At 56.2% G+C, this 24,384-nt stretch carries 8 protein-coding genes and 2 pseudogenes; 5 read left to right on the top strand and 5 right to left on the bottom strand.

The window, feature by feature from the left end; all coding sequences use genetic code 11:
• Position 1 precedes the first annotated feature (1 nt).
• Positions 2-2,122: a phospholipase D-like domain-containing protein gene (locus FQU85_RS09930; protein ID WP_145847410.1), complete on the bottom strand. Its 2,121-nt coding sequence runs from the start codon at positions 2,120-2,122 to the stop codon at positions 2-4.
• 63 nt (positions 2,123-2,185) lie between these two features.
• Entirely contained in the window at positions 2,186-4,837 is a 2,652-nt protein-coding gene (locus FQU85_RS09925) for a Piwi domain-containing protein (RefSeq protein ID WP_145847408.1), read from the bottom strand.
• A gap of 260 nt (positions 4,838-5,097) precedes the next feature.
• Here FQU85_RS09925 and FQU85_RS09920 point away from each other — a divergent pair, with 260 nt between their 5' ends.
• From FQU85_RS09920 to FQU85_RS09900, 4 genes are all read left to right on the top strand, one after another.
• Positions 5,098-6,774, top strand: a complete 1,677-nt coding sequence (locus tag FQU85_RS09920; RefSeq protein WP_145847406.1) for an AAA family ATPase — start codon at positions 5,098-5,100, stop codon at positions 6,772-6,774.
• 56 nt (positions 6,775-6,830) lie between these two features.
• Complete coding sequence (locus tag FQU85_RS09910) at positions 6,831-10,166, top strand: EVE domain-containing protein (RefSeq protein WP_240792421.1); 3,336 nt, start codon at positions 6,831-6,833, stop codon at positions 10,164-10,166.
• On the top strand, positions 10,156-11,526 hold the full coding sequence (locus tag FQU85_RS09905) for a hypothetical protein (protein WP_145847404.1): 1,371 nt from the start codon (positions 10,156-10,158) through the stop codon (positions 11,524-11,526). The genes FQU85_RS09910 and FQU85_RS09905 overlap by 11 nt, the downstream gene beginning before the upstream one ends.
• A gap of 111 nt (positions 11,527-11,637) precedes the next feature.
• Entirely contained in the window at positions 11,638-21,438 is a 9,801-nt protein-coding gene (locus FQU85_RS09900) for a DUF5797 family protein (protein ID WP_145847402.1), read from the top strand.
• Positions 21,439-21,646: 208 nt separating this feature from the next.
• Here FQU85_RS09900 and FQU85_RS09895 read toward each other — a convergent pair whose 3' ends face one another.
• The 3 genes and pseudogenes from FQU85_RS09895 to FQU85_RS13810 all read right to left on the bottom strand — a co-directional run.
• The gene (locus tag FQU85_RS09895) at positions 21,647-22,426 is read right to left on the bottom strand and encodes a TCP-1/cpn60 chaperonin family protein (protein ID WP_145847400.1); all 780 of its coding nucleotides are present in this window, start codon (positions 22,424-22,426) and stop codon (positions 21,647-21,649) included.
• Between the two features lie 448 nt (positions 22,427-22,874).
• Positions 22,875-23,016: pseudogene (locus FQU85_RS13815) on the bottom strand (helix-turn-helix domain-containing protein); the annotation flags it as partial.
• Between the two features lie 33 nt (positions 23,017-23,049).
• Positions 23,050-23,229 (bottom strand): annotated as a pseudogene (locus tag FQU85_RS13810) (helix-turn-helix transcriptional regulator); the annotation flags it as partial.
• A gap of 362 nt (positions 23,230-23,591) precedes the next feature.
• Between FQU85_RS13810 and FQU85_RS09880 the strand changes: the two are divergent.
• Entirely contained in the window at positions 23,592-24,329 is a 738-nt protein-coding gene (locus FQU85_RS09880) for a hypothetical protein (RefSeq protein WP_145847398.1), read from the top strand.
• Positions 24,330-24,384 lie beyond the last annotated feature (55 nt).

The raw sequence follows: 24,384 nt of genomic DNA, 5'->3' as shown, positions 1-24,384 counted from the left end.
GTTACCCACGAACGAGCCGTGTGACCCGCGATAAGACGCCGCTGTCGTCAGCAGCTCTTTGTGACTCCCCTCGTGCATCATCGATGACGCCGGGGTCATCAATCCAACCCCGGAAGCGATCTGCGCTCTCGAACTGCACCGCGGCGCCGTAAATATTCGCTCGGATGTGTGCCGGGGTCGCTTTCTGGAATTCCCAGCAATTCTGCTGGTCCAGATGTGCCGAGAAATCTGCAACGACGCGCCCGTCGTCTTTGAATTCGAGCTCGCACAGGTCATCTGAGAGCGCACTGATCCACTTTCGCCGGCCGGGATCGTGCTTCTGCTCTGCGGGCTTCTCCAGCGGGACATACTTTGGTGGTTCCTTGTCGGCGTACGCGTACAGCTCCGCGAACACATCACGAGCATCTGCGAGTCGGTCGGCCTGGTCGGGAAGCGTGATGTCCCGCTGTAAGAACAGGTGAGCGAACCACGGGAACAAATTGCAACTGTCCGCCTGGCCCGCGATTTGCGCGGCGGCTTCCCGTTCATCCTTTTCCAGCTCGGAGAAGTTGACGTTGAAATCCAGCGTCTTCATACGGGTCCGAAGCTCGGATTTCGGCTTCGTCGAATCGTTCGAGGAGAAAATGAACGTCGGCATCTGGATGGAGCCATCCCACTTGCCCTCCCAGTACGACTTGATGATGTCCCGGTCGATCTTCGACTTCGCCACGTCGTCAACGATGTACGGGAAAACAGTGTCCGACGCACGAGCACGCTCGATGTTGTTTTTGACAAAGTCGTCTCCGGTCGTGACCTCCTGTACGTACCCGTTCGAGATGAGCCGGGCCCCGAACCGCAGGAACATGCCTTTCCCGCTGTCGTTGTCGCCGTGAAGGAACAGGAACGGCAGGTCCTTGTCGAGCTCCGCGGATTCGTATTCGGCGTAGTGGTGGGCGCAGTAGTTGGCGAACGGCGCCCAGCAGAAGTAGATCACCCCCTCGTAGAAGTGCGCGCGCGTCTCCTTGGTCGTCCGTGTCTCTCCGAATTCGCCGACTGTTTCGACGTAGTCCTCGATCAGGTCGAGCGCGTCAGCGACTTCCTTCGGATCGTCCGGGAGGGGAGCCGTTAATTCGAGGACGGAGTCATCAACCCGCAGCCCGACTGTTTTCTCCTCTCTATCGACATTGAGATCAGGATACCCGGTGAATGTCTCTTTGTACCGCGCGATCCCTGCTGGCGTCGCCACGATCTCGCCATCGTTAATCCGGATGTTATTGGCCGACAGCGTACCGTCCAGATTCGAGATCGCGTCTTCCAGGCCCTGCGGGGAAAGGCGCACGCGCTTGTCCTGACTGATTTCGGTCGGGTCAGTGTCGGTGTCTTCGGCGGCCATTACTGCATTCTCCGCCTCTTCGGACTCAGTAACGACGTTGTACGTATTGACCTGGTCTTCATCAACTGCGTCGTCGAGCCGGGCGTTCAACTCGGCAACGGGATCATCACTGAACTCATCCCCACCCAGCCAGATGTCGTAGATCTTCGCCTCTTCGTCTGCCGAGTCCGCCCCCTCGATTTCTTCCGTGAGATCTTCCATAAACGGCGTCGCGTAATCCTTGTGGACCGCATAAAGCCGCTCGAACCACTCATCAACGGGCGTGTCCCCGTCCGTCCGCCAAGCGATATTGACGTTCGTCTGTTTGCTCCCTTGCCAGGCTTGCTTGGACAGATTCGCCGACCCACAGATGAGCGTCCGCGACCCGTCCTGGTTTTCGACGATGTAGAGTTTCGTATGAAGGAGAACGCGAGCGGAATCGACAGTATGGATGAGAAGCTCGTCGTTGCGACGAAGTGACTCCAGTTGGGCGGCGATTTTCTTGGCGTTGCTCGTGTTCTTCAGTGAGCGCCGATAATCGTCGTGCTGGTTGTCACCCACGATGACCTCCAGCGTCTCCACTGAGAGGTCTTGATTCTGAAACATCTTGTAGATGAATGCCGGGGACTGACTGTACGTGACGCAATAGACGTGCTGAGCGTCACCGAAGTAATTCAGGAAGCTGTCCCACGATTTGTCAGCAGCCATTTCCAACTCTGCTGTGCTGCCGTCATCGAACTCGACTGTCGCTTCGAATTCCGTTTTCGTCATTTCCAGGTCACCAGTGTGCTGATAGTCGCGTGGTCGATTGCGCTGCGCTGTGCTGGGTCATCGTTAGATGTAGGGGACACCGCGGATGACGCTGCCTTTGGTGAGGTAGCCGTTCATGGCGAAGTCGGCGCACTTGTCGGCGTAGTACGTCGTGATCGGGAGCCGAGTTGACCGGCTCAGCGAGCCGACGTGGGCTTCTGACAACCAGTAGGTCTGCTCGGCGAGAGTGTCCAGATCGGTGGACCCGTGTCGCTTCACGATTTGCAGAGGCCGCGGAGTCCCTGGACTGCCTTCCTTCCCACCAGTCGTGGTGAGATACGAGTGCTCGCCATTGTGGACATGGAAGGCAACGCCCTTGTCCGCCAGATCGAATCGAGAATTCGATTCATCGTACTCGGCGATGCGCGGATTGCCGGACTTCCGAATCTCGACGAGGTCGAACTGCTGAATGAGGTCACGCGCCTTGTCGAGACGACTGATGAGATTCTCGACGTCGAGATAGAACTTCCCGTCCCGGTGGATAACCACATGCCGTGGCGGCCGTCCCTCCTCCTCTGCGAAAATCTCCAGGACGTGCTTGATCACATTCGCCACGTCATCTTCGTCGAAGGTCTCGCCAGCCTGCTTCGTGACGGCCTCTGATGCGAGGATCGTCCCGTCGGCCATGATAACGTTCGCCGCCGCACCGAGATGTTGCTTGGTAGCGTGGTCGTACGTCACGTCGAGACCGACGAACGCGTCCACGTCTCCGGGGATGTCATCGATCCGCCACGGCACACCGCCCGCTTTCCCAACGAGCGAGGAACAGATGTTCCCGCAGTAGTTGTCGTTGCCAAGATTATCGACAGAAATCATCTGACTCGGCACGCCGAGCTGGCCGAGCCGACGCTTGAATTCCGGATACGGGTCGTCGTAATCCGCCGCCGCGGCCTCATCTTCATCTGGAACGACGATCAGCGCCGCATCGTACTCACTCGCGTTCTGTGCGGACTGGGAGTAGTGGAACTCCGAGCCGAGTTCGTACGTCTCTTCGTCGAATGCTGTGGGACTTGCGTCGTAGTCAGCGAGTTTATTGAGCAGCGAGAGGACATACCGGTGAGATGCGTCTTCTTCATCGGCAGGATACAACGCGATGATGTCGAACGACTCCGGTGTTTTGTAGACGCCGTACCCTTTGGTTTCCAGCCCACCACGGCCGTAGAAGCCGGTGTTCCCATCACCAAATCGCAGGTTCGGGATATTCGGCGTCTTGTGCTCCCGGTACCCCGCGTTCGTGGGCTGCGGGACGGGATCGAAGTTGAAGTACGGTGTCGGCCCGAGCAGGTCCACGAACGACGTGACGACATTGAATCGTTCCTCTGGTTTCATCCGGCTCTCGTTGTGGATGACGTTCAGGAACGTTTCATCGACGCGCCCCAGTTGGTCGAACGTTGGGATGACCTTGCAGTATTCCAGGAGTTGCGGGAAGATCGAATCCTCGTCGCTCCCGTACTGTAGGTCGGCGATAGTCGGGTCGCCAGCGCGCATCGAATTGATAACCTCCTGCTCGACGTGCTTCTCGTGGTACTCCGACATCGGGACGCCAGGCCCGTCCAGCACATCGTCGTAGTCCATGTCGATGATTTCTTTGACTGTTGCCGTGCGAGCGCTGTCGTACAGGTCAGTATCGTGCTCGACGTTCACCCCGGCGATCTCGTGCCCGCGTTCCACCCACTCAGCGGCGGAAAACGTCGATTCTAGGTGGTACGCGACGTTCACTCCGAGGATTACAGTTCCATCTGCATCGACGCGAATCCGGCACTTGTACTTCCGATAGGCCTCGAACAAGCCGCTGTTCGCGGTTCGCTGCGGGGTTGGTTCGATGATCGAATCGATCCCCGACACCTCAAAACGCCCCGCGACCGCTCGTTTCACATCTTGCTTGACGAACTCTTGGAGCGGTCCCTCGTTCGTGTACGAGCGCGCCTCCAGCGTCGTCTCGCCTTTGTGGACGGACTTGATAGTGTATCCGTGAACCGAAATCGTCTCGTGGAGTTTCTCGGTCGCGTAAATGCGGCGACGGGACGCATCGGCCGTCGTTACGGGACTCCCGATCCGTGACTGGTAGTAGTTCGCTGCTTTCGCCGTGAACCCCTCAACCCCGTTCGTGAAGTCGTCGGGATCGATCCCTCCGCTCCCGGTCGCACGGAGTTCATACTCGTGTACCGTGAGTTCCCGCAACTCCCCGAGTTCGAAATGCAGCAGATAGTTCCCCTCAGACAGAGGTTGCTGGTGCAGGAGCTCCCCTCCACCGTCCGCTGTCGGACGCGGGCCGTCACCAACCTCAGTCCCCCGAACGAACCCTCCCTCGTCGGCCGCAGCTGACGAAGTCGAGGATTTCTCGACGGTGGACTCGTCGTCTGTTGGCCCGTCATCTCCGGCAGCGGTCGGCGGATCATCCAGTGGTGTGACGCTCAAGTCATAGCCGGGGTTGAGCTGCATCTCGCCGCGGAATTCGTTCCCGACCGCGTTCTCGAGCAGGTACCAGCGTCCGACCTCCCACTCGAAGTCAGCGATCTCGTTATTATGGAAAACCGTCAGCTCTATCGTCGCTCCATCGGTATCCTCCAGTTCGATTTTCCGCGCGACATCGTCGTGATTCCACTCGTCAACCCCGGTAACGAGCAGCCGGATGTCGATCTGTTTCCCATCCTCAATGTCGGCCTTCACTACCATCTACATTGACCAATACCCGCCCAGCATAAATAGGTTTCCACTAGATACATCTGAAACACGGAAACTAAATTATAGCACCAACAGATATCCGGAATATGTACCACATCTGCCGGTTACTCGGTCCTTGAGCTGTCTCTCAGTGGCGGACTGGATATGAACGACCATCTCGAACGCCGATATAGGCCATAATACGAGGATAGAACCAAGATAGGGACATCCGAATGCATGAATATTTGTACTAGCCCGAGATAATCGTCACTATGCTCGGGACAGGGAGCGCAGAAGAGTTCATTGACGACGCCGAACACCACAATCAGTGGTGGAGCGACGGTACTTCTCCAGAACTATCGCAGGCGACAGACCTTACTCCTCGATCCGATTTCCACCAGATCCTAAAGCGAACAAACTCTCATCTCACCGATGATGTTGAGAGTTTAGTCTACGGAATTTACGGGCAGACGGGCATCGGAAAGACCACTCTCCTCCACCAACTCGCCGCAGCACTCCTCGACACAACCGAATTTCCACAACGCAGTCGAGAACTCGAAGTTACATCCTCCATTTCGCCCAGGCAAGTCCTGTATATCCCCTTGGAAGACTCGCTCTATCAACTCGAACGAGCAGGCGCCGGTATCACCCGCCTCGAACAGGTTATCGACTACTTCCAAACCCACGTCGCACCGCGCCAAGGACAGAAATTCATCCTCCTCGACGACGTACAGGCTCTCGATCTCGATGAAGAACGCAAGGAAGCATTGGTAGACATCGTAGACGAGGACACATACCTATTCCTGACCGGTATCGTCGAATCGCAAGTTGATTTATCGAATGCGGAAAACGCCGATAGTATCGACGAGTTCGAAGCCTGGCCGATCCTTCCGATGAAATTCATCGACACAGTCCAAACTGGTGTAGGCCTGGGTCTCGACCTCGATGAAGCGTTCCAGACTCGACTCGAAGCATACCAGACACCGGGATTGGAAGGCCCCTCTCCAATCAAAACGATTCGAGACGGACTGTCCCGACGGAGCTCCGAGACCAGCCTCGAATCCGCTGTCAAAACACTCTCTGAACTCTACTTTGACCTCTTCGACGCCGACGAGCGAGACACCCTCCACGACGCCGCGCGTGCGTACCTGCGAACAGGAGGCACACTCCACCGAACAGACGACCCATCCATTCGAAATGAACTCTCAAAGTCTCATTTCTTCCTCTTCCTCTACAAGGAACTCGCTAAGTACCGATCCATCCAACAACCCGAAAATCTCCACCGACTCAGCGCGATCGCCGCCACCAACGCTGGCGAAGAACTACAATACACTGCTCTCAGCGATCAAATCGGCGTAGACAGGCGAACCGTCGATAGTTACCTCGACGCCTTAGACGAAGGGATTGCAGTCACCGAGTCACACGACTACTCACTCAGACGCTACCGCCGCACTCGTCTGTACCTCCGCAACCCACGACACCTCGTCCTCCTCTCCCAACGCCAGGAACACCACGGCTTCGAAGCCTACGAACGACAAGACACCCTCAACCACGAATTCGAACACAAACTCGCCCGCACTGTCGCCTTCGACCACGCGAAACGACTCGCATTCCACGTTGGCGCGTACGACGTCGAATACACAGAAACTGACTCAGGTCTCGTTGACTATATTCTGCACCGAGACGGCTCCGTTCTCCCATTCGTTCTCTCCTACCACCCTTACACCGACAACGCTGAAACGATCGCCGAAGAGTTCGATCCCGAATCTGGTCAGCACACGAAATCCGACAGCGAAGAACTTCGAGCCCTAGAATACAATGCTCCATATCGATTCATCATAACAGACAGTTTACCCAAGAGCATTAGCGAGAACCAATCTCTTGTCACCAAAAAAGACGATGAGCAGATCTGCTATTTGCCATACTGGCTGTTCCTCCTCATCTGCTGACACCACTAACAACAGCGGTATACCTTTATGAGATTCGTGTGTTGGTTTCCAGCAATATGGCTACCAGTTCCTCGTCTGTGGATATTGACGAGTTGGTCGATCGATACGTCGATGAGTACGACTGGGAACGAGACAAAGCCCACGTTCAGAATACGTCAAAGGCTATTCGTCGGTTGGTTCAGGCACTCGTTGACACGGGATCTATCGACAAGTCAGCGACGCGCACAGTCTATAATCTCTGCCAGAACGACGACGCCTTCCAACCAGAACGCAAGAAGAAGCGAATTGACGACCTCGATATCGAGAGCGACGCGAAATCCGACATCAAGGATCGGATCGACCAAGGGACGGGGATCGTTGGAAAAGGGACGTACACGGTGCCGGTTGATGGACATGAAGAAGCGGTGTTCGACCTCTTTTCGACGGCTATTACGTCCGATGACCGCGAGGAGATTGATGCGGCCATCGACGAGTTCGCTGCACTCGAAATCGAGGGGGTTCAGAACGGGATTATCTCTCCGATTCTGTACTTCCTTCACCCGACGAAATACCCGATCAGCAACGACCGGTCACGAACGGGGATGCAGAACTTCTTCGGCTACGAAATGTCCGGCCGACTCACATCCTATCTTAACGAGGTAGAGAAATTCCACGAGGTACGCGCCGAGTACCCGTTCAAAGAGGACTTCAGGCACTTGGATAGCTTCTTCAATTGGCTCGAACAGCAAGACCTAGACCAATTCGATACCGGCGAAACCACCGAACAGCCGCTAACCGACTCCTGGCAGGAAATCAAACAGAGGGAAGAGAATGCTGACGCCTTCCTAACGAACCCATCCCACGACACTCTCAAGGCTTGGCTCAACTCACTTCGTTGGACCGTCAGCCGGCACACCGATAGTACAGTCGAAGACCTCCTTAAGGACCACTCTCCCGACGAAGTTGCAGACACCTTTCGGAGAGCCGCTGAAACAGAAGAGCTTGAGGACGTACTTGAGCTCCCCGGATTCGGGATGTCCGCCGCGTCTGAAGCACTCGCAACAATTGAACCGGATACGTTTATTCCGTTGAACAAGCCTGCTGTCACCGCTTTCGAAGCACTCAACGCTGACCCTCCGCAGAAAAACACGACCTCAGTCAGCCACTACAAATCATTCCTGGAAGACGTCGAGACGATCATTGACGAGTACGACCTGGTTCAATACGCCGAAACACCACCTACCTGGGCGACCGACTTCCAAATCGCAGCCCACGTGTTCAAACGACACGATGAAGGGGATATTGACCTGTCAGACTTGACCGGTGAGGAGCCGTCAGAAAGGATCGAAGACGCTCCAGATCATGACGTTGCAGGAGACCACCTCGAAGATGTGGATTTCTATTGGGTCAACCAGAACCGAGAGGTGGAGCTCGAAGAAGAATATCTTCGTTCGCAGGACACGAAATGGCAGCGAGATCTAACTGTCCTTGAGGCGGGCGACGTCGTCTTCCACTACACGGACCAGGCGATTCGTGTGTGTTCTGTCGTCACCGATGAAGCGTATCGAACAGAGATGGAGGGTGGAGAATACTACCGTCTCGACGTCACCACAGCACACCTTGACGACCCACTGCCACTTGGCGAAATCCGCGAAACACTCCAAGAACCCGACTACAGGCAAGACAAAAGTCGCTACCCGCTCGACAAGAACGGCAACGTCATTCAAGCCTATCTGTGTCATCTCACCCCCGAAGCAGGCCAATATCTCCTCACAGAGTCCGACGTCGAACTCCCCGAGTACGAACCGCCTCAGAGCACGAACTATTTCTGGGCAACCGCGAATCCCTCGATTTGGTCCGTCGACGAAATCGCTGACGGTAGTGAGGTTCGCTATACCGCATACAACGAGAAGGGCAACAAAAAACGCCTCTTCGAAGCCTTCTCAACAGCCAAGCCCGGAGACCGTGTCCTCTTCTACGAATCCACTCCAGTGAAAGAGATCGTCGCTGAAGGCACAGTGACCAAAGGCCTCCATCCAGATACTGAATCATCCAGCGGCACTGCCGCTACACCGGACTCGGCGGCCGAAGACAACGAGGATGCAACAGCCGGTATCCGAATCCAGTTCGACCGGCGTATCGACGGGATCAGCTGGGCCGACCTCAACGCAATTCCAGACCTCGAAGACGCTGACCCAATCGCAAATCGCGCACAAGGGAGTCTCTTCCCGCTCTCTGAAGACGAATTTGAAACGATTCTCGCACTGGAGGAGCCTGTCAGAGAGGGTGTCTCACAGGATGCCATCGACCAACTCGCAACGAAACTCACCACTCCCGATATCGAGATCTCCGTTCCGGATGGTCTCTACTTTGAGGACGCTGACCGGCTCCGACGTGAAATCGAGGCATCCCTGCGCTCCGGGAAACACATCATCTTCACGGGCCCGCCGGGCACCGGGAAAACCAAACTCGCCAAGGCGATCTGTGAGACTGCAACAGCGTACGACCAAGTCGATGGCTACCGGTTCACGACGGCGACCTCCGAATGGACTGCGTTCGACACCATCGGCGGGTACGTCCCATCAACGAGTGACGGCGGCCAGGAACTCCTCTTCGAACCGCGCCTGTTCCTCAAGTGCTTCCGCCAAGACCGCGTCGTAAACGAGTGGCTCGTCATCGACGAGATTAATCGCTCAGACATCGACAAAGCATTCGGACAACTCTTCTCGGTCTTGTCTGGGGACTCGACTGAACTTCCATACGAACGTGATCGAACCGTCGAACTTCGCTCCCTGTCTGAATCCGCGACTGACGACGAACTTGCAGACATCATCGGGAATCCGGATGCCTTCCCAGTCACCCCGTCGTGGCGGTTACTTGCTACGATGAACACCTACGACAAAACCTCACTGTACGAAATGTCGTACGCCTTCATGCGGCGCTTCAACTTCGTCCACGTCGGCGTCCCACCACTCACAACCGACGACAACCAGGTTCGAACGTCACTCCTCAACCCCGACAAGGACGACAACTACGCGACCGCCTGGCTCACCGACGACGAAACACTCCGCCCCATCCTCCAAAATGTCTACCCCGTCGTCGCAGTCCTGTGGCACCGCATCAACGAACACCGCGTCATCGGTCCTTCCATCGTCTACGACATCATCCGGTATCTTGACTCATACGACCACACCAGCGGGACACGCACCGATGCGCTCACGTCCGCGGTCGTCTCGCTCGTGTACCCGCAGTTAGAGGGGATGCGGCCGGACCAGCAGAAACGGTTGATCCGGTCACTCACCGACCAGAACGTCGAAACCGAGAACGGAACTGTTGATCTGGATCTCAACGGGGACGTCCTCCAGCAGAAAGCAACCGACTTCTTCGGCATCACGTTCGACGATGACACGTAGTCTCACAGCGACCGAGCTTGTCAACACCACCACCGAAGAACTGAGTACGTACCTTCGCAGCGGGACTCTCAACACGCACGCACTCTCCCACTCCCTCGATTACGAGGGCCTCGACATCGACGACTGGGATCGAATCAAACGCATCCACTTCTGCCTCGCCTCCACTGTCCACGACTTCGTCACTTCACTCCCCGACCGGGTTCGTCGCATCAAAACCGAACATCAACGCGAAGACATCCACACCCAAGGCGAAGTCCGCGGGTCAATCAACTGGAGCGCCACACTCCGAACCCGCTCCGAAACCGGCTACGCCGACCGCAGCCGCTACGTCTGCAACACGCCATACACCGAGTACGACATCCCCGAGAACCGCGTTCTGAAACGCTTGCTCTGGGAGATCCATCGAACAGTCACGAACGACCTCGAAGCTGTCGAATACGACTGGCGGCGCGAGTACTGGACTGACGACCAGCTGGCACGGTTCGATCGGCTCTACAACCAAAACGTCCACCTGAACCGGATCAGCGACGGGCAGACAATCTCTGTCTCCATGCAGGATATGACCACCGCCCGTCGCTCTCGCCTCGAACTCTACACCGACGCGTATGACCTCTACGACACGTATCAGCGCCTCGAAGCCGACACGTTCGACCCGGATGTCACCGACCTCCTTGCCGAGACACTCATCGTCCCGAGCGCGACCCCAACCCTTTTCGAACTCTTCTGCTGCTTCCGCATCATCCGAATCCTCAACCGCCACACCCCCGGGTTCGCACTCCAACCAATCGACGGCCAAAGCGACGCCCTAGCTCACCTCGAATCAGACAACCAGCGAATCGAGATCCACCACGACAGCACCGGCAACCTCAGCTTCCACGAACCACTCGACACCACAGACCGCCCAACCCACCCTCAATTCGCACGCTATGCCGACGCCCTCACCGACTACAGCACCACCCTCGAAACCCTCACTGGAGACACCAACGACCCCGTCCTCTACAGCGGCCGCCCAGACATCATAATCGAAATCTACGACACTACATCCGACGACCAACTCGTCAGCGTTCTCCTCGGCGAAGTAAAGTACTCCAACGCAACTCAGACGCTCAAACAGGGCCTCGAAGAACTCCTCACGTACCGCCGATTCGCCACTCAGGATGACGAGTACCTCATCGACAACTCAGACGTCACAATCAGCACCCTTCTTCTCACGAACGGCGTCACATCGTCCGGCACAAGCGACACTGTCACTCATCTCAACGGGAGCGATCTCCTCACCTCAAGCAGACAGTACCAGCGATATCCCGAATGGCTCCCCGAGCTTTCAGATAATATTTCTGAGTGTTGGCCGCGTAAATAGTATTGGATATGTTGATGGAGCGGGGATTAGGATACTCTTACTGCTGTCAGCACAATCTACATAACTCGTCACGAGTTATCATATCGGAAGAGACAGCCTCCGCGTTTCATCATGGGACGGAATATTGACGATATCGCGGATGACAGAGCGATAGGGATTCAGTCCGCTGGCGAGAACTATCACGACGAATTCCTCGTCAAACGGCCCAAAACGGAGTGGTCACCCTACATTGATGAGACCGCGAAGGATCTCTCGTCCGGCATCCAAATTAGCGACCTCTCACTTACGAAGGACAACTTCGGCCAAGAGTTAGGAACCTATTACCGTCGGGGGCTGAAGAAATCCGCTGGGCGGTACGCCGATTTGCCCGCGGTGCTGGAAGAGAAGGTCAGTGATGAGAAGCTCGGTCTTCTGGCATACCAGCTCAATGAGCTCAGTTATGATATTTCGACGAGTGATCTCGGCATTGACGATGTGGAAAAGGCGACCGAGGCAGTGCTCGAAAAATTACTCACCCGGCACGTCGGAGAGGACCTGAGTGTCTCGTTTGACCTCTCTGGTGCAACGGTCTCCGACATCACGACGCAACTGTTCAACAACGAGACCATCGCATCGAACGTCGATCTCCTGTTGACTGAAATCGAGAATAGCGCCTCGCAGGGCTTGCTTTCGCTCTTGGACGAGCCCCAGATGATGACGCCGCTGTGGGAACACCAGCGCGACGCGCTGGAAAAGTGGTGGGAGCACGACAAGCGTGGCTACGTGGATATGGCAACGGCCACTGGGAAAACGGTCCTCGGCCTCGGTGCCATTGCGCTCCAGTACGGTGAACTGCATCCAGAGGATCAAGCTATCGGTGGCGTAGCCGATCCCGTGGATTCGACCGGCAGCGACGACGTGCTCATCGTCGCGCACAGCGAACTCATCCTTGAACAGTGGCGGCGGGAGTTCGAAAAGCACCTCAACATCCCCCAAGAGCGAACGACAGGGAGCAACGATATCACGCTCGAATGGGGTACGATCCACTTCCGTACCCCGCAGTCCCTTGTCAACGAAGACCGAGTAGCCTACGACCTCGTACTCCTCGACGAAGCACACCATTACGCGACCGGCAGCGAGTGGGGATCACTCCTCGACGAATTCGATGGCAACGTCTTGGCAATGTCCGGTTCTGTTGACGACGCGGGTAGCGACAGCGAACGTATCGAGGAACGCCTTTCTAACAGTATTGGCCCTAGAGCCAAGCGATACACCGTCACAGAGGCGAGAAAGAACGGCGTTATTCCTTCGTTTGACTGGGAAGTTCATTATGCACCCTACGACGTCGTCGGTGATGATCTCGAAAAAACCGCAGAACGAGCGGAACGATCATTCCAAGAGTTCCGGCAACGTCTCCGGCAAGGTGAACTATCCCTCGAGACTGACCGCCGACTCCGAACCTACGAAGACGTCCGCCGATTCTCCCATACGACGGAAGGGAACTCGCTAAAACAAGAAGACGACGCGTTCCGCGACTTAGTCACCCGCCTCTTCTCGCGGCGGACGAAACAGTGGAACCTTTCGCCGACATTGGATGTGGTGGTCAATCTCGTTGTCGAACATCACACGACGGAGAAGGTCGTCGTGCTTGCGGATAGCAACGCACAGGTCGAGGAATTAGAATCACGGATCACCGACGTCGTGGCGAATCCCTCCTCGGTGTATCTCGTGTCTGGCTCACAGAGCAGGGGAGAACAGCTCGAAACGATCGAGGAGTTCGACGAGCCGGAAAGTTCGGGCGTCCTCATCGGAACCGGTGACCTGCTGGGTGAAGGCGTCGATATGCAGCACGCGTCAGTGGCAATCAATATGGCTACTGGTGGCGTCAATCAGGAACTCGTTCAGCGCATCGGGCGTGTGCTTCGCAACCCTGACGATACGCCCAAGCACGCGATGTTCTACAACGTCGTCGGCGTCCCCCCGACCGAGGACGCAGCTATCCCACGGGAAGACGGTAAGCAGATAATCGAGCAAGCAGCAGGGTTCTGCTCGCTCGGACACCGTTTCGATAAGCTACCTGGCTTTGCACTGTCCGGGCCGATAGACGGCGATGTCGTTGGAACGCTCTTGGGAGAGGGCGCACAATTTATCGATTCGCTTGATGCTGACGGGGAATACGAGTGGGACAAGGAAATCATCAATCAGGCTGATCTGACGGCACTCCACGACGCTGTGCAAGCCGCTGACGACGATGTCGAGACCATCCTAGGCGAATGGGAAGAATACGCCTGGGAACACAGCGAGGATAACCCACCACTCACTGACGAAACAGACACAAACGGGCCGGCAGAGACGGCGGACGACAAGTCACAGAATGAGCAAAGCGTGGTGAAATCCGAGTCGAGCGACGCGGAGACGTTGTCAGCGACAAAGCGCAACCGAATCGAAGACCTCGTCCGACTCCAACCAACAAAGAACGCGGCGTTACAGGACCGGTGGGGGCTGTCATCTGGAAGCGACGTTCATGAGTACCTACAATCTGAACTCGCAGACTATCACTTCCGCGATAGCGACAGTCTCATCTGGGCCAGCGACAAAGCCGAATCCCTCGTGAAAGGCGACTCACCCACTGAGGAAACCACACAGTCGAAATCGGATTCCAGTACTGAGACCGAATCCAACCAGGAACATCCCACCGAAGACGATCTGCTCGATGAGATTCGCCGTCTGAAAACGGAGCTCGGGGAGGTGCCCACCAAGATCGAGATGATGAACCGGGGCGAGTATGCTATCAGTCAGTTTGAGAACGCCTTCGGTTCGTGGTCCGACGCAATTCGAGAAGCAGGGTTCGAACCCAAAGGATCGCAACAGAGCACGTACACTCGGGAGGACGTCCTCTCAGGCCTCCGTGAGGTCGCCACAACACTCGAGAAATCACCCTCAGTAAATGACATCAACGAACATGCCCCATTCAGTGCCACTGTCGTCTACAATTACTTCGACTCAATTGGCGATGCGCGGCGAGCAGCGGGCGTAGACCAACTGGACGACAGCGGAGAACCAACCGCTGACGATGAGACTGCGGCGCAAGTAGAGCCGAATCCGCTCGCCGAATACTACGAGCTCTTCCGAACCTTCGCATCGCTTCTCGAACGGCTTGTCGAGTCCGAGCGGACGGCATATCGCGTCGATGGCGATGATTCAATGAACCGCTGGCAAGCCGCAGTTACCGACGTCGTATTCGGGGACGGATTAACTGATGACAGTCCGAGCTATGGTGAACAACAGGGCTCTCGAAACCCCCACAAGATGGCGGAATACCGCCAAGCGTTCGGTGACGGGGAGATGGTCACTGAGTATCAGCTCGCACAAACCGAGCGCTTGGGGGACGAGGATGCCGCGGTGCTCATCGAACAGCAGGTCATTGATCCTGAGGAACAAATCTATCTCCCGGTCGCGCCACAATCAGAAGTACCGCTCCCGATTGCAGTCTCGTCCGACGACGAACTGGACGAAGCACTGGCACTCCTCCAAGAGTTCCCCGCAGAACCCGAACCCGCAAGCAGCGAGCGATCCAAATCACAACCACCAGAAACGGACAACGACGATTCCACGTCCGAAACAACTGCACCTGTCGAAGAGGACGAGACAACTCTAGAACAAGACGACACTGATCAAGAGGCAGAACCCAGTACTGAGATGGACAACGGTGCGCCCGAACAGACGATCTTCTGGGCACAAGATGTCGATCCGATCACCGAGTACGAGGAGGAACAAGCAGTTAGCGACGATACCGCCGCAAACGGCGATTCATTAGATAGAAAGATCGACGAGTGGAAATCTCAGCTGCTCGACCTGACCCGCCGGAACAAACTCGTCTCATTCAAACCAACGAAGACGAAAGACCTCCCGTTCGAGGACGCGAACCCCACGACTATCGCCGGCGAGATTGACGGCGACGGTGAGCTCTTCATTCGGAAACGGCCGACAGAGGACGACGAAGACGACCAGCCTGACATCGCAACGAATGAAGTACTGCCAACGCGGGCACCGGATGAAGCGGCAAACTCGCTATCCCAGATCGCGCTCAAGAACAAGCAGTACCTTCGGGAGCGTGGGGTCGATTCCCTGCACATCTCGCTCGGGATGTTGCGTTGGTACAGCGTAGACCACAGCGACGAAGCGAACCGCTCACCACTGTTCCTCGCTCCCGTCGAATTAGAAGAGAAGACGCTTCAGGACGAGGAGAAACACGACTACGTTCTCAAACCAAAAGCAGAAGGACTCCGGCTCAATCCCGCGCTCCGCAAGAAACTCGCGGCCGAACGAGGAATTAGCCTGCCCGCGGACAACGCGCTCTCACTCGCAGAGATCGACGCCGCATTCGAAGCAGTATACGAAACGCTGCGCGGCTTCGATCGATGGACGATTCAACCGGACGCAGTGTTGGGGATCTTCGACTTCACCAAGTACAGTCTCTACTCCGACCTCGAGCGCAACCGAGAGGCAATCAAAGACGACCCAATTATCCAAGCGCTCAACGGCGAGATGGAACCGCTCCAAAAAGCCGAAGGAGACATCACGACGCCGAAAGCCTCCGAACTCGACGACGTCGTCGATCCCATCGACACGTACCAAGTGCTCGACGCCGATTCCAGTCAACAGGAAGCAATTGAGGCGGCGAAACGAGGCAAGAGCTTCGTGCTTCAAGGACCACCCGGGACCGGGAAGAGCCAGACAATTGCGAACATCATCGCGGAGAAACTCGCTGCCGGCGAGCGTGTCCTGTTCGTGAGCGAAAAGCAGGCAGCACTCGACGTGGTCAAAAATCGACTCGACGATGTCGGCCTCGGTCGGTTCTGTCTCGAAGTTCACGGTGAGAAAGCAACCAATACGGACGTCCTCGGGAGCCTCGAAACCGAACTGAAGGCCCCGCAAATCAAACCCGCGGACAATCGCGCCAAACGGCTCGGAAAACTCCGCGAACGGCGAGACACCATCAATCAATACGGGCAACAACTGTTCTACTCCCCTGACGGATGGGATCTGACGGCGTACCAAGCGTTCGGCATCGTGAGCAAACACGCAGACGTTCCCCGCATCGATGTCGGCATCACACAGCCACTGAGCGTGGGCCAAGAGACACTCGAAACCGCCATCGATGAGTTAGAGACGCTCGCGCGCTTCGATGAGGAAATCGACACCTACGAAACGAGCCCGTGGCGACACACCACGCTCCGACAGTGGGGTGTCGATACTGGCGACTCGATGCGCCAGTCCCTAGAGCGGCAGGTCGAAGCTATCGAGACGCTGCAAGACGTTGCAGACGAGCTTGAAGCTGAATTAGGTCTTCGGCCGGACTCTCTTGCTGAATTCCGTGAGGTGAAGCAACTGTTACAGCACGTCTCGAACCGCCCGGATATCGCCTGGCAAGACGCATTCTTCGACGGGTCGTTCGCACAGGAAGGCGGACGGTTCGAGGAACTCGCAGAACTGGAACAAGAGCGCGAATCGCTCATCGATGAGCTTTCAGACCACTACCAGCGGAGTTTCTTCTCTGCGAACGGCGCGGAGCTCAACAACGAACTCGCAGCATACGGAATGCTGAAGGTAGTCAAACCGAGCTATCGGTCGCTCAAGCGAAAGATCACGACCCACGCTCGAGACGACTACGATCCGAGCCATGACCAACTCCTCGAAGATACACGCAAACTCGCAGAGGTCCAGCGAATTGAAGACCGGAGAGAAGATTTCCGGGGCGTCATAGAGCGTCTCGGACCGCTGTACGAGGGCGGTGATACGGATTGGGAGACGCTAACCCAGGCCCAGCGGTGGGTCGCCAGGCTCGACGAGCACGACTCCACGTTCACGAACCCGATCGTCGAGTCCCTGGTTGAGAACACGCTTCCAAGCGTGGAGCCGTTACTCGAGCGGACGAACGCAGCGCTCGCGGACTACGACGACGCTGCCGCGTTCTTCGAGAACGCGATGAACATCGAAAAGATGCAGGTCAATGGTACGCCACTCCGGCAGGCGTCGTTCCCCGAACTGTCGGAGACACTTCAGGAGCTTCGTGGTGACGTCCCTGCCTTGCAGCGCCGCGTCCAGTTCGCCTCACAACTGGACACTGTCCGTGACACAGTCTGTGAGAAGTACGTCGAGCGGTTCCTCCAGGGGGACTACAAGAGTGACCATCTCGTCTCGGCGTTCAAGAAGCGATTCTACACGAAATGGCTCAACAGCGTATACGAGCAAACAGGTCTCGGATCGTTCAACGCGGACGAGATGGAACGGTACGTCGAGGAATTCCGCCGCTTGGACAAGGAACAACAGGAACTCGCAAAGATCGAAATCCAACACGAAGTGACGAAACGCCGGCCTTCGTTGGATCTTGAGCACGCCTCCAGCGCGGAGCAGGTCCTCGTACGCCGAGAAGCGGAAAAGCAACGCAAGCACAAGCCGCTTCGTGAGTTGTTCGACGAAGCAGGCTCATTCATCACGCAGCTCACGCCGTGTTTCATGATGAGTCCGCTGTCGGTCGCGCAGTACCTCAAAGCGGACTCAATCGAGTTCGACACCGTCGTGTTCGATGAGGCCTCACAGATCATGCCGCAGGACGCTGTGAGCAGTCTTATCCGTGCCGATCAAGCGGTTATCGCGGGCGACACGAAACAACTCCCGCCGACGTCGTTCTTCCAATCCGACGTGGAAACCACGGAAGACGTACGTGAAGACCTCGACAGCATTCTCGAAGAAACAGCCTCTGTCCTCCCCGAGAAGAACCTCCGATGGCACTACCGAAGCCGTACTGAGGAACTCATTCAATTCTCGAACTACCACTACTACAACAATAGTCTGCGGACGTTCCCGGAGAACGACCCCGACGTTGAAACTGGGGTGGACTTCGAGTACGTCGAAGACGGCGTCTACGACCGGGGTGGCTCGAGACAAAACGAGGTCGAAGCACAGCGAGTCGTCGATCTAATCGAGGAACACGCAGAAGAACGGAGTGATAAGAGCCTCGGCGTCGTCGCGTTCAGCAGCGCCCAAGAACAAGCTATCCGAGACGCGCTCGCTGAGCGACGTGAGGAGAGCCCCGTGCTTGATGCGTTCGTCAGTCAAGACGACGTGCTCGACGAGTTCTTCATCAAGAACCTCGAAATGGTTCAGGGCGACGAACGAGACCGGATGATCTTCAGTGTCGGCTACGGGCCCGCTCAAGACGGCACGATCTCGACGAATTTCGGCCCGATCAACAAGAGCGGTGGCGAACGACGCCTCAACGTGGCAGTGACGCGGGCGAAAGAACACATCACGGTCGTCTGCTCGATGCTCCCCGGCGACATCGACCTCTCAGGCTCGAATAGCACCGGTGCCAAGCACTTCAAGAACTACCTCGAATACGCCCGCAAAGGCGAACAGGCCCTCGTCCGAGACGACGAAGTGACAGACACGCTCGATTTCGATTCACAGTTCGAAGAAGCGGTATACGACGCACTCGAAGCAGAAGGGTACGATGTCGTCTCGCAAGTACAGAGCTCCAGCTACAGTATCGACTTAGCAATCAAGCACCCAGAACACCCCGGGAAATTCATCCTCGGTATCGAGTGCGACGGGGCCGCGTACCACTCCTCGAAGACAGCCCGAGACCGAGACCGGACCCGGCAGATGGTGCTTGAGGAGTTGGGCTGGACAATTCACCGAATCTGGTCCCCCGACTGGGCGTCCAACCAGGAGCGCGAGATCAGAAAGATCAACGAGAAAGTTGAGGACCTGCTCGACGGCCAGTCGTTCTCCACAGACGACCCTGACATCCCCTCGCACGAACCCGAAGTCATGGAGGTCGATTCGAAGGTTGAGCACGACGAGATCACCGAGTTCGAAGAACCCTCGCTTGAGTGGGACGAACGGTACGATTCCGACAAACAGGGGATGGATCAAGCAAATCGGAATTCAATTCAGGACACCGTCGTCCAGAATGGCCCCATCAAATACGACACCGCGATGCAGACCTACCTCGATGTCTGGGGTCAATCACGGGCTGGGCAGAAAGTCCAACGAATCTTCCGAAACCGCCTCGACGAACTCGAGAGGCAGGACAAGGTCTACGAACACGGCGAATTCCTGTGGCCACCGCTCGACGAACTGGAATTCGATATCCGAATTAACACGGATTCAGACACGCGAACGATCGACGAAATCCCACTCGAAGAGATCGCCAAAGCAATCACTGTCGTGCTCCGGGAAGGCGGTGCGATCAAGGAGGACGATATCGTCCTTGAGACGACGCGACTGTTCGGGTACCAGCGCCGCGGGAACCGGATTCAGACTCGTATCGGCGAGGCACTCAGTCTTCTTGAGGAGGAAGAGTTCATCAAGAGGGGAGACAAAGTCACGCTGAACGAGACGAAACACCCCGACTCAGTGCTCCTCTCTCGAATTTATCCGTCTGTTTCGGCTTCAGCACCGAGTGACGACCCATCAGAACCGGAGTCAGAGGACGCTACACCACCAGGTCAAAAAGAACCTGAGTCGTTCCCTTTCCTCAACTATGACCGATCACAGTGGCAAGTCCCCTGCCCCTACTGCGACTCACACATCAACAACACGAAAGACGCATTTGTAACTCACTGGGTAAACGCAGATCGGTGCAATGGTCCCGCACCAACTCCACCGGAAGCAAGTCAGATCTCCCAACAAGAGTGGACCAGTATCCTCGAAACGATTGAGTCACGTACGACTGAGGAGACAGCTAACCAAGCAGAGACAGACTCACCATCGAATAGCGATAAGCAAGATTCACACACACAGCAACCCAGCGTCAATCTCGACATTGAGAGTTCAGATGGGTCGTTCCCCTGGCTGGACTTCCCCAATAAAGGCTGGATGGTTCCTTGCCCCTACTGCGATGAGAAAGTCTTCAACAGTGAGGACGCGTTCAGGAATCACTGGAAGGATTCAGAGCAGTGTCACGCACTTGCCGATCAAAATTTAAAAGAACTAACCGAGAACCACGGTGAGACGAATCCGAATTCCGAGCAAAGCGATAGGAGCACCCCTGAGGAACGCTCTCCCTCGCAACTAGTGAGTCAGGCAAAAGGCTCCTTCTCAGAGACCATTCTGACAAAAACGGATGGACGTCTCATCGATCAGCAACTCGTTGACTACCTGCGACCGGATGAATATCTGGCATACGTATTCTGGCATCAATACAAAGGTCTACGGAAAATATCCCCGGATGAGACAGAGGAAACGCCACACCACGATAAGACAACCAGCGGCTCCCGATTCCTCCTGATCACCGACCAACGAATCTGCTACGTTGCCGGATTGGACCAACGAGATGAGAGTCGTTCCTTCAGTTACGATCAAATCACCGACGTGGAGGCGACAAACAATATTGCGACCCAATGGATCACGTTCACAACGAACGACGGCACAAAATATCGCTTTGCCGAGACAGGAACACATGCCAGCGACATAAGCGATGCAGCAGAGTATATCAGCTCGAAAATCGACCAACATAGTTCATCTGAGGGCGCCATTGACCGTTCGAAGCACGATTCGAATCGATCTGACCAACTCACTAGCCTCTTCGAAAAGCACCTCAACCGGGACGACCACTCGGACCACTGGATCAACCTGACATTCGAGAACAACGGTGAGACAGACACCCACTACCAATATCTCAATGGCTCACACAATCTGACTCGCCTCACACCCTCACAGAAAACAGCACTCCAAGAGGCAGTAGATCAATACAATCTGACGATTGATTCTGAAGGCGACAACTACGCCACCGTGACAAGCGGCTCGCAACAACCAGATGTTGAAGCCAATTTGTGTCTCAGCCTCCTGCGCACAGTGTACGACACCCAGATTGCAGAGGTGAAGCAGGCTACCGAGCACGGCGACGGATACGAAGCCTGGTGAAGAACAGCGTCCAACAGCACTGTCTCCATAATTAACACGCCGCCAGGCACTGTTAACCATCGGGAGCGCGGGGACTGGCACAGTACTTCACCCATCGACCACTGTTGCAGGGCGGACCCAATCCTCAGAATCATGGCCAGGCTTTGCGTACGGCAGTGCGAATACCGGATTTGCCCCCGATAACACGGAGGCGGGGATGGCATTGCACTCAATCTAGATTCGGATCGTGGCTGGTAAGTGTCCCAAGCTGTGTCACTGTGCCCTGCGTGAGGGCGACGATTCCAGCAAGCGCCACCCCGTCGGTCAGTCGCGTCCGGAGCTCCATCTCGCTGATCGCCAACTCCCCGCCGTTCCGGAGTTCGCTCTCTTCCGTGTTAATTCCGACCGTGTTGCCAGCCTCACACTCGCTCCGCATCTCAACTAATGTGTCGATTGGATCCATGTTTGCTTGCCGCGCGAGTGCCATTGGTACAGCTTCAAACGCATCCGCGGTCGCCTCGGTGACTAACTGCTTGCGCCCCCCAACAGAGTCGGCGTGGCCTCGGAGTTCGGTGGCGAGGACGGTCTCACTCGCTCCCCCGCCGAGAACTTCCTCGGAACGCCCTGTCCGTACTGTCTCGATTCGGCGGAACGCTTCCTCGAGCGCATCAAGCGACCCTTCTGCGACGGTCGGGTAGTCGATACCATTGGTACGTAAGCTCTCGGTGGAGACGAGCAAATTTTCGGCAACTGGACGCGCTAGCTCTCGCTCTGCAAGCCGGTCGATCACTCCCTCAACAATGCCTTCGACCGTATTCGAGTTGTGCAGGGCTGCTTGGACCAGAACCCGAGCCGCAACGGGGCGCTCCTCAACCGATCCGTCAAGACGTTGTACGACTTCCGAGAGTTGTATTTGCTCGGCTCGCAAGGAGTCAACGACCGTTTCAACGCGCTGTTGCGTCTCGGTTGGGCCCTCGTCATCGTCGTCACCGTTGCCAAAAATATCCATAACCGCGATAACACGGCCCGCTCAGTTAGTGCTTCGGTCAGCTCTCGCTTAGTACTCTAGGTTCTCTGATAATGACTGCTCTCGTCGTTTACCGGTAATCGCCACCCCCGCCACTGCGATCATCAAATCTCTGTGAAATATGCAGATGTCTATATCATGAGTGGGACAGTCTTCGATTCCCTCGAATCCTTCACGGATCTTCAAAGTGCATTTCCACAGTCAGGACAGTAGCTCGGATCCGGATACGGATCGAGGTCGGAACCGCACTCGGAACATCGTTTATTTTCACTGGTGCTTGTTCCCTTCTCTTCTACCGCAGACTGAGACGAACTCCCCTCTACATTCTCAAACTCCCACTCAATCTTCTCAATCAAATCAGATTCCGTTGTAGACTGCTTGGATGCCGCCTCACCGTCAGACTCTGGCAATGGATCCAGATGACTAAACAGTTCCCGCAACGTGGATGCTTTTGGATTCACATCCTGTCGTTCAATCCGAGAAATAAGCGGCTGCGAAACATCCGCAACCTCAGCTAACTCACCCTGGGTATATCCAGTTCGTTTCCGTGCGTCCTTCAAAACAGAGGGCATCGATATCTTGACCTCCTCTTCTTCCAACTCCGAGGTCGAGCTATTGAGCACCGAAACCACACTATAGAGCGTATCTATAGTCGGATCAACATCTTCTCCCTCGATTCGAGCAATCAGCGGTTGAGACACCCCTGCACGCTCAGCAAGTTCGGACTGAGTCAACCCTTTGTTCTCACGCGCCGACCTGATATCCTCTCCCGTCGGTATCTGCATACCCCGATTTGGCACCAAGGCAGAATAATTCTTCAGGACCGGCTCGGTTAATCTCGATCATGACACAGAGGCCCGGAACGACTCGGGCACTCAAACCGAATCCTGATTCTCTATCCTTCCCGCCCAGAAATCGCACCGTCAGCCAAGAACACGGTGCGGTACCCGCACCACTCACTAATCCGTCTGCGAGCAGGTATAGAACAGCCCTTCGTCACGTTCAACTGTTCCTGTCCACCTCGCTGGATCCGCGAACGAAGGGAGTCGTCATGTGAGTATCCACCACTGAGGTACTCAACTCCAGATCGGCGTCCACAACAAACATCGTACTGTCCGGCGGGCACAACATCTGGAGGTCTGTTTAGATGGGTACCCTTGTCCTCGACATTGAAACCGCGAGCCCGTTCGAAGAGCCGCCGGAGAACTCGAATGACACTCAGTACTTCGAATTCTTCGCCGTCAGCCTCGCGTACGCTGACGACCTGAACGGCACACCAGAAACCGAGGTGTTGTTCCGACGGGGCGACTGGGACGACCAGCACACGATCGACCTCTACGAGCGCCTCTTCGAATGGTGTGACCACCGCAGCGTCGATCGTCTCCTCACGTACAACGGCACCTGGTTCGACGGCACGCACTTGCTGAACTGGGCCCACGACATCGATGCTAATGCTGACCGCAACTTCTCGGCACGAACAGAAGCTTTGTTCGAGAACCACGTTGATGTCGCACTCGCGGCCGCCGACGAGTACGAAGCCGAGCTCTGGGATGACCAGCACATCCTTCCCGACTGGAAAGTCTACGACCTCGTCGGCATCGATAACGACAGCGTCTGGTACGACGACTACGACCTCCCTGACACCTATCTCTCCGGAATCGACGGGAACGCTGTCCAAGGCAAACACATCGGGCAGACCCTCGGCGACAAATACGTGCAAAACGTCGCAGCCGGCATCGAACACACCAGCGTCCACCGCGAACTCACACAACTCCTCAAAGACTACTGCCGCAGCGACGTTGCAGACCTCATCGACCTCTACACAGCACTTGGGGGACCCAACATTGACGACACCTATCGTCGGACCGCCGCCGACATCGCCTGACCTCGATTCCCCCAGCTATCTAGATGCTCAAGATCACTAGACAGGTTTTGAATCG

The sequence above is a fragment of the Salarchaeum sp. JOR-1 genome, from assembly GCF_007833275.1.
GTDB lineage: Archaea > Halobacteriota > Halobacteria > Halobacteriales > Halobacteriaceae > Salarchaeum.
The sequence above is the reverse complement of the archived record's forward strand: the minus strand, read 5'-3'. Positions and strand labels throughout refer to the sequence as shown.

Bases quoted from the DNA above. Each gene is read 5' to 3' on its own strand.
- FQU85_RS09930 (WP_145847410.1), bottom strand. From the start codon at position 2,122: ATGACGAAAACGGAATTCGAAGCGACAGTCGAGTTCGATGACGGCAGC.
- FQU85_RS09925 (WP_145847408.1), bottom strand. From the start codon at position 4,837: ATGGTAGTGAAGGCCGACATTGAGGATGGGAAACAGATCGACATCCGG.
- FQU85_RS09920 (WP_145847406.1), top strand. From the start codon at position 5,098: ATGCTCGGGACAGGGAGCGCAGAAGAGTTCATTGACGACGCCGAACAC.
- FQU85_RS09910 (WP_240792421.1), top strand. From the start codon at position 6,831: ATGGCTACCAGTTCCTCGTCTGTGGATATTGACGAGTTGGTCGATCGA.
- FQU85_RS09905 (WP_145847404.1), top strand. From the start codon at position 10,156: ATGACACGTAGTCTCACAGCGACCGAGCTTGTCAACACCACCACCGAA.
- FQU85_RS09900 (WP_145847402.1), top strand. From the start codon at position 11,638: ATGGGACGGAATATTGACGATATCGCGGATGACAGAGCGATAGGGATT.
- FQU85_RS09895 (WP_145847400.1), bottom strand. From the start codon at position 22,426: ATGGATATTTTTGGCAACGGTGACGACGATGACGAGGGCCCAACCGAG.
- FQU85_RS09880 (WP_145847398.1), top strand. From the start codon at position 23,592: ATGGGTACCCTTGTCCTCGACATTGAAACCGCGAGCCCGTTCGAAGAG.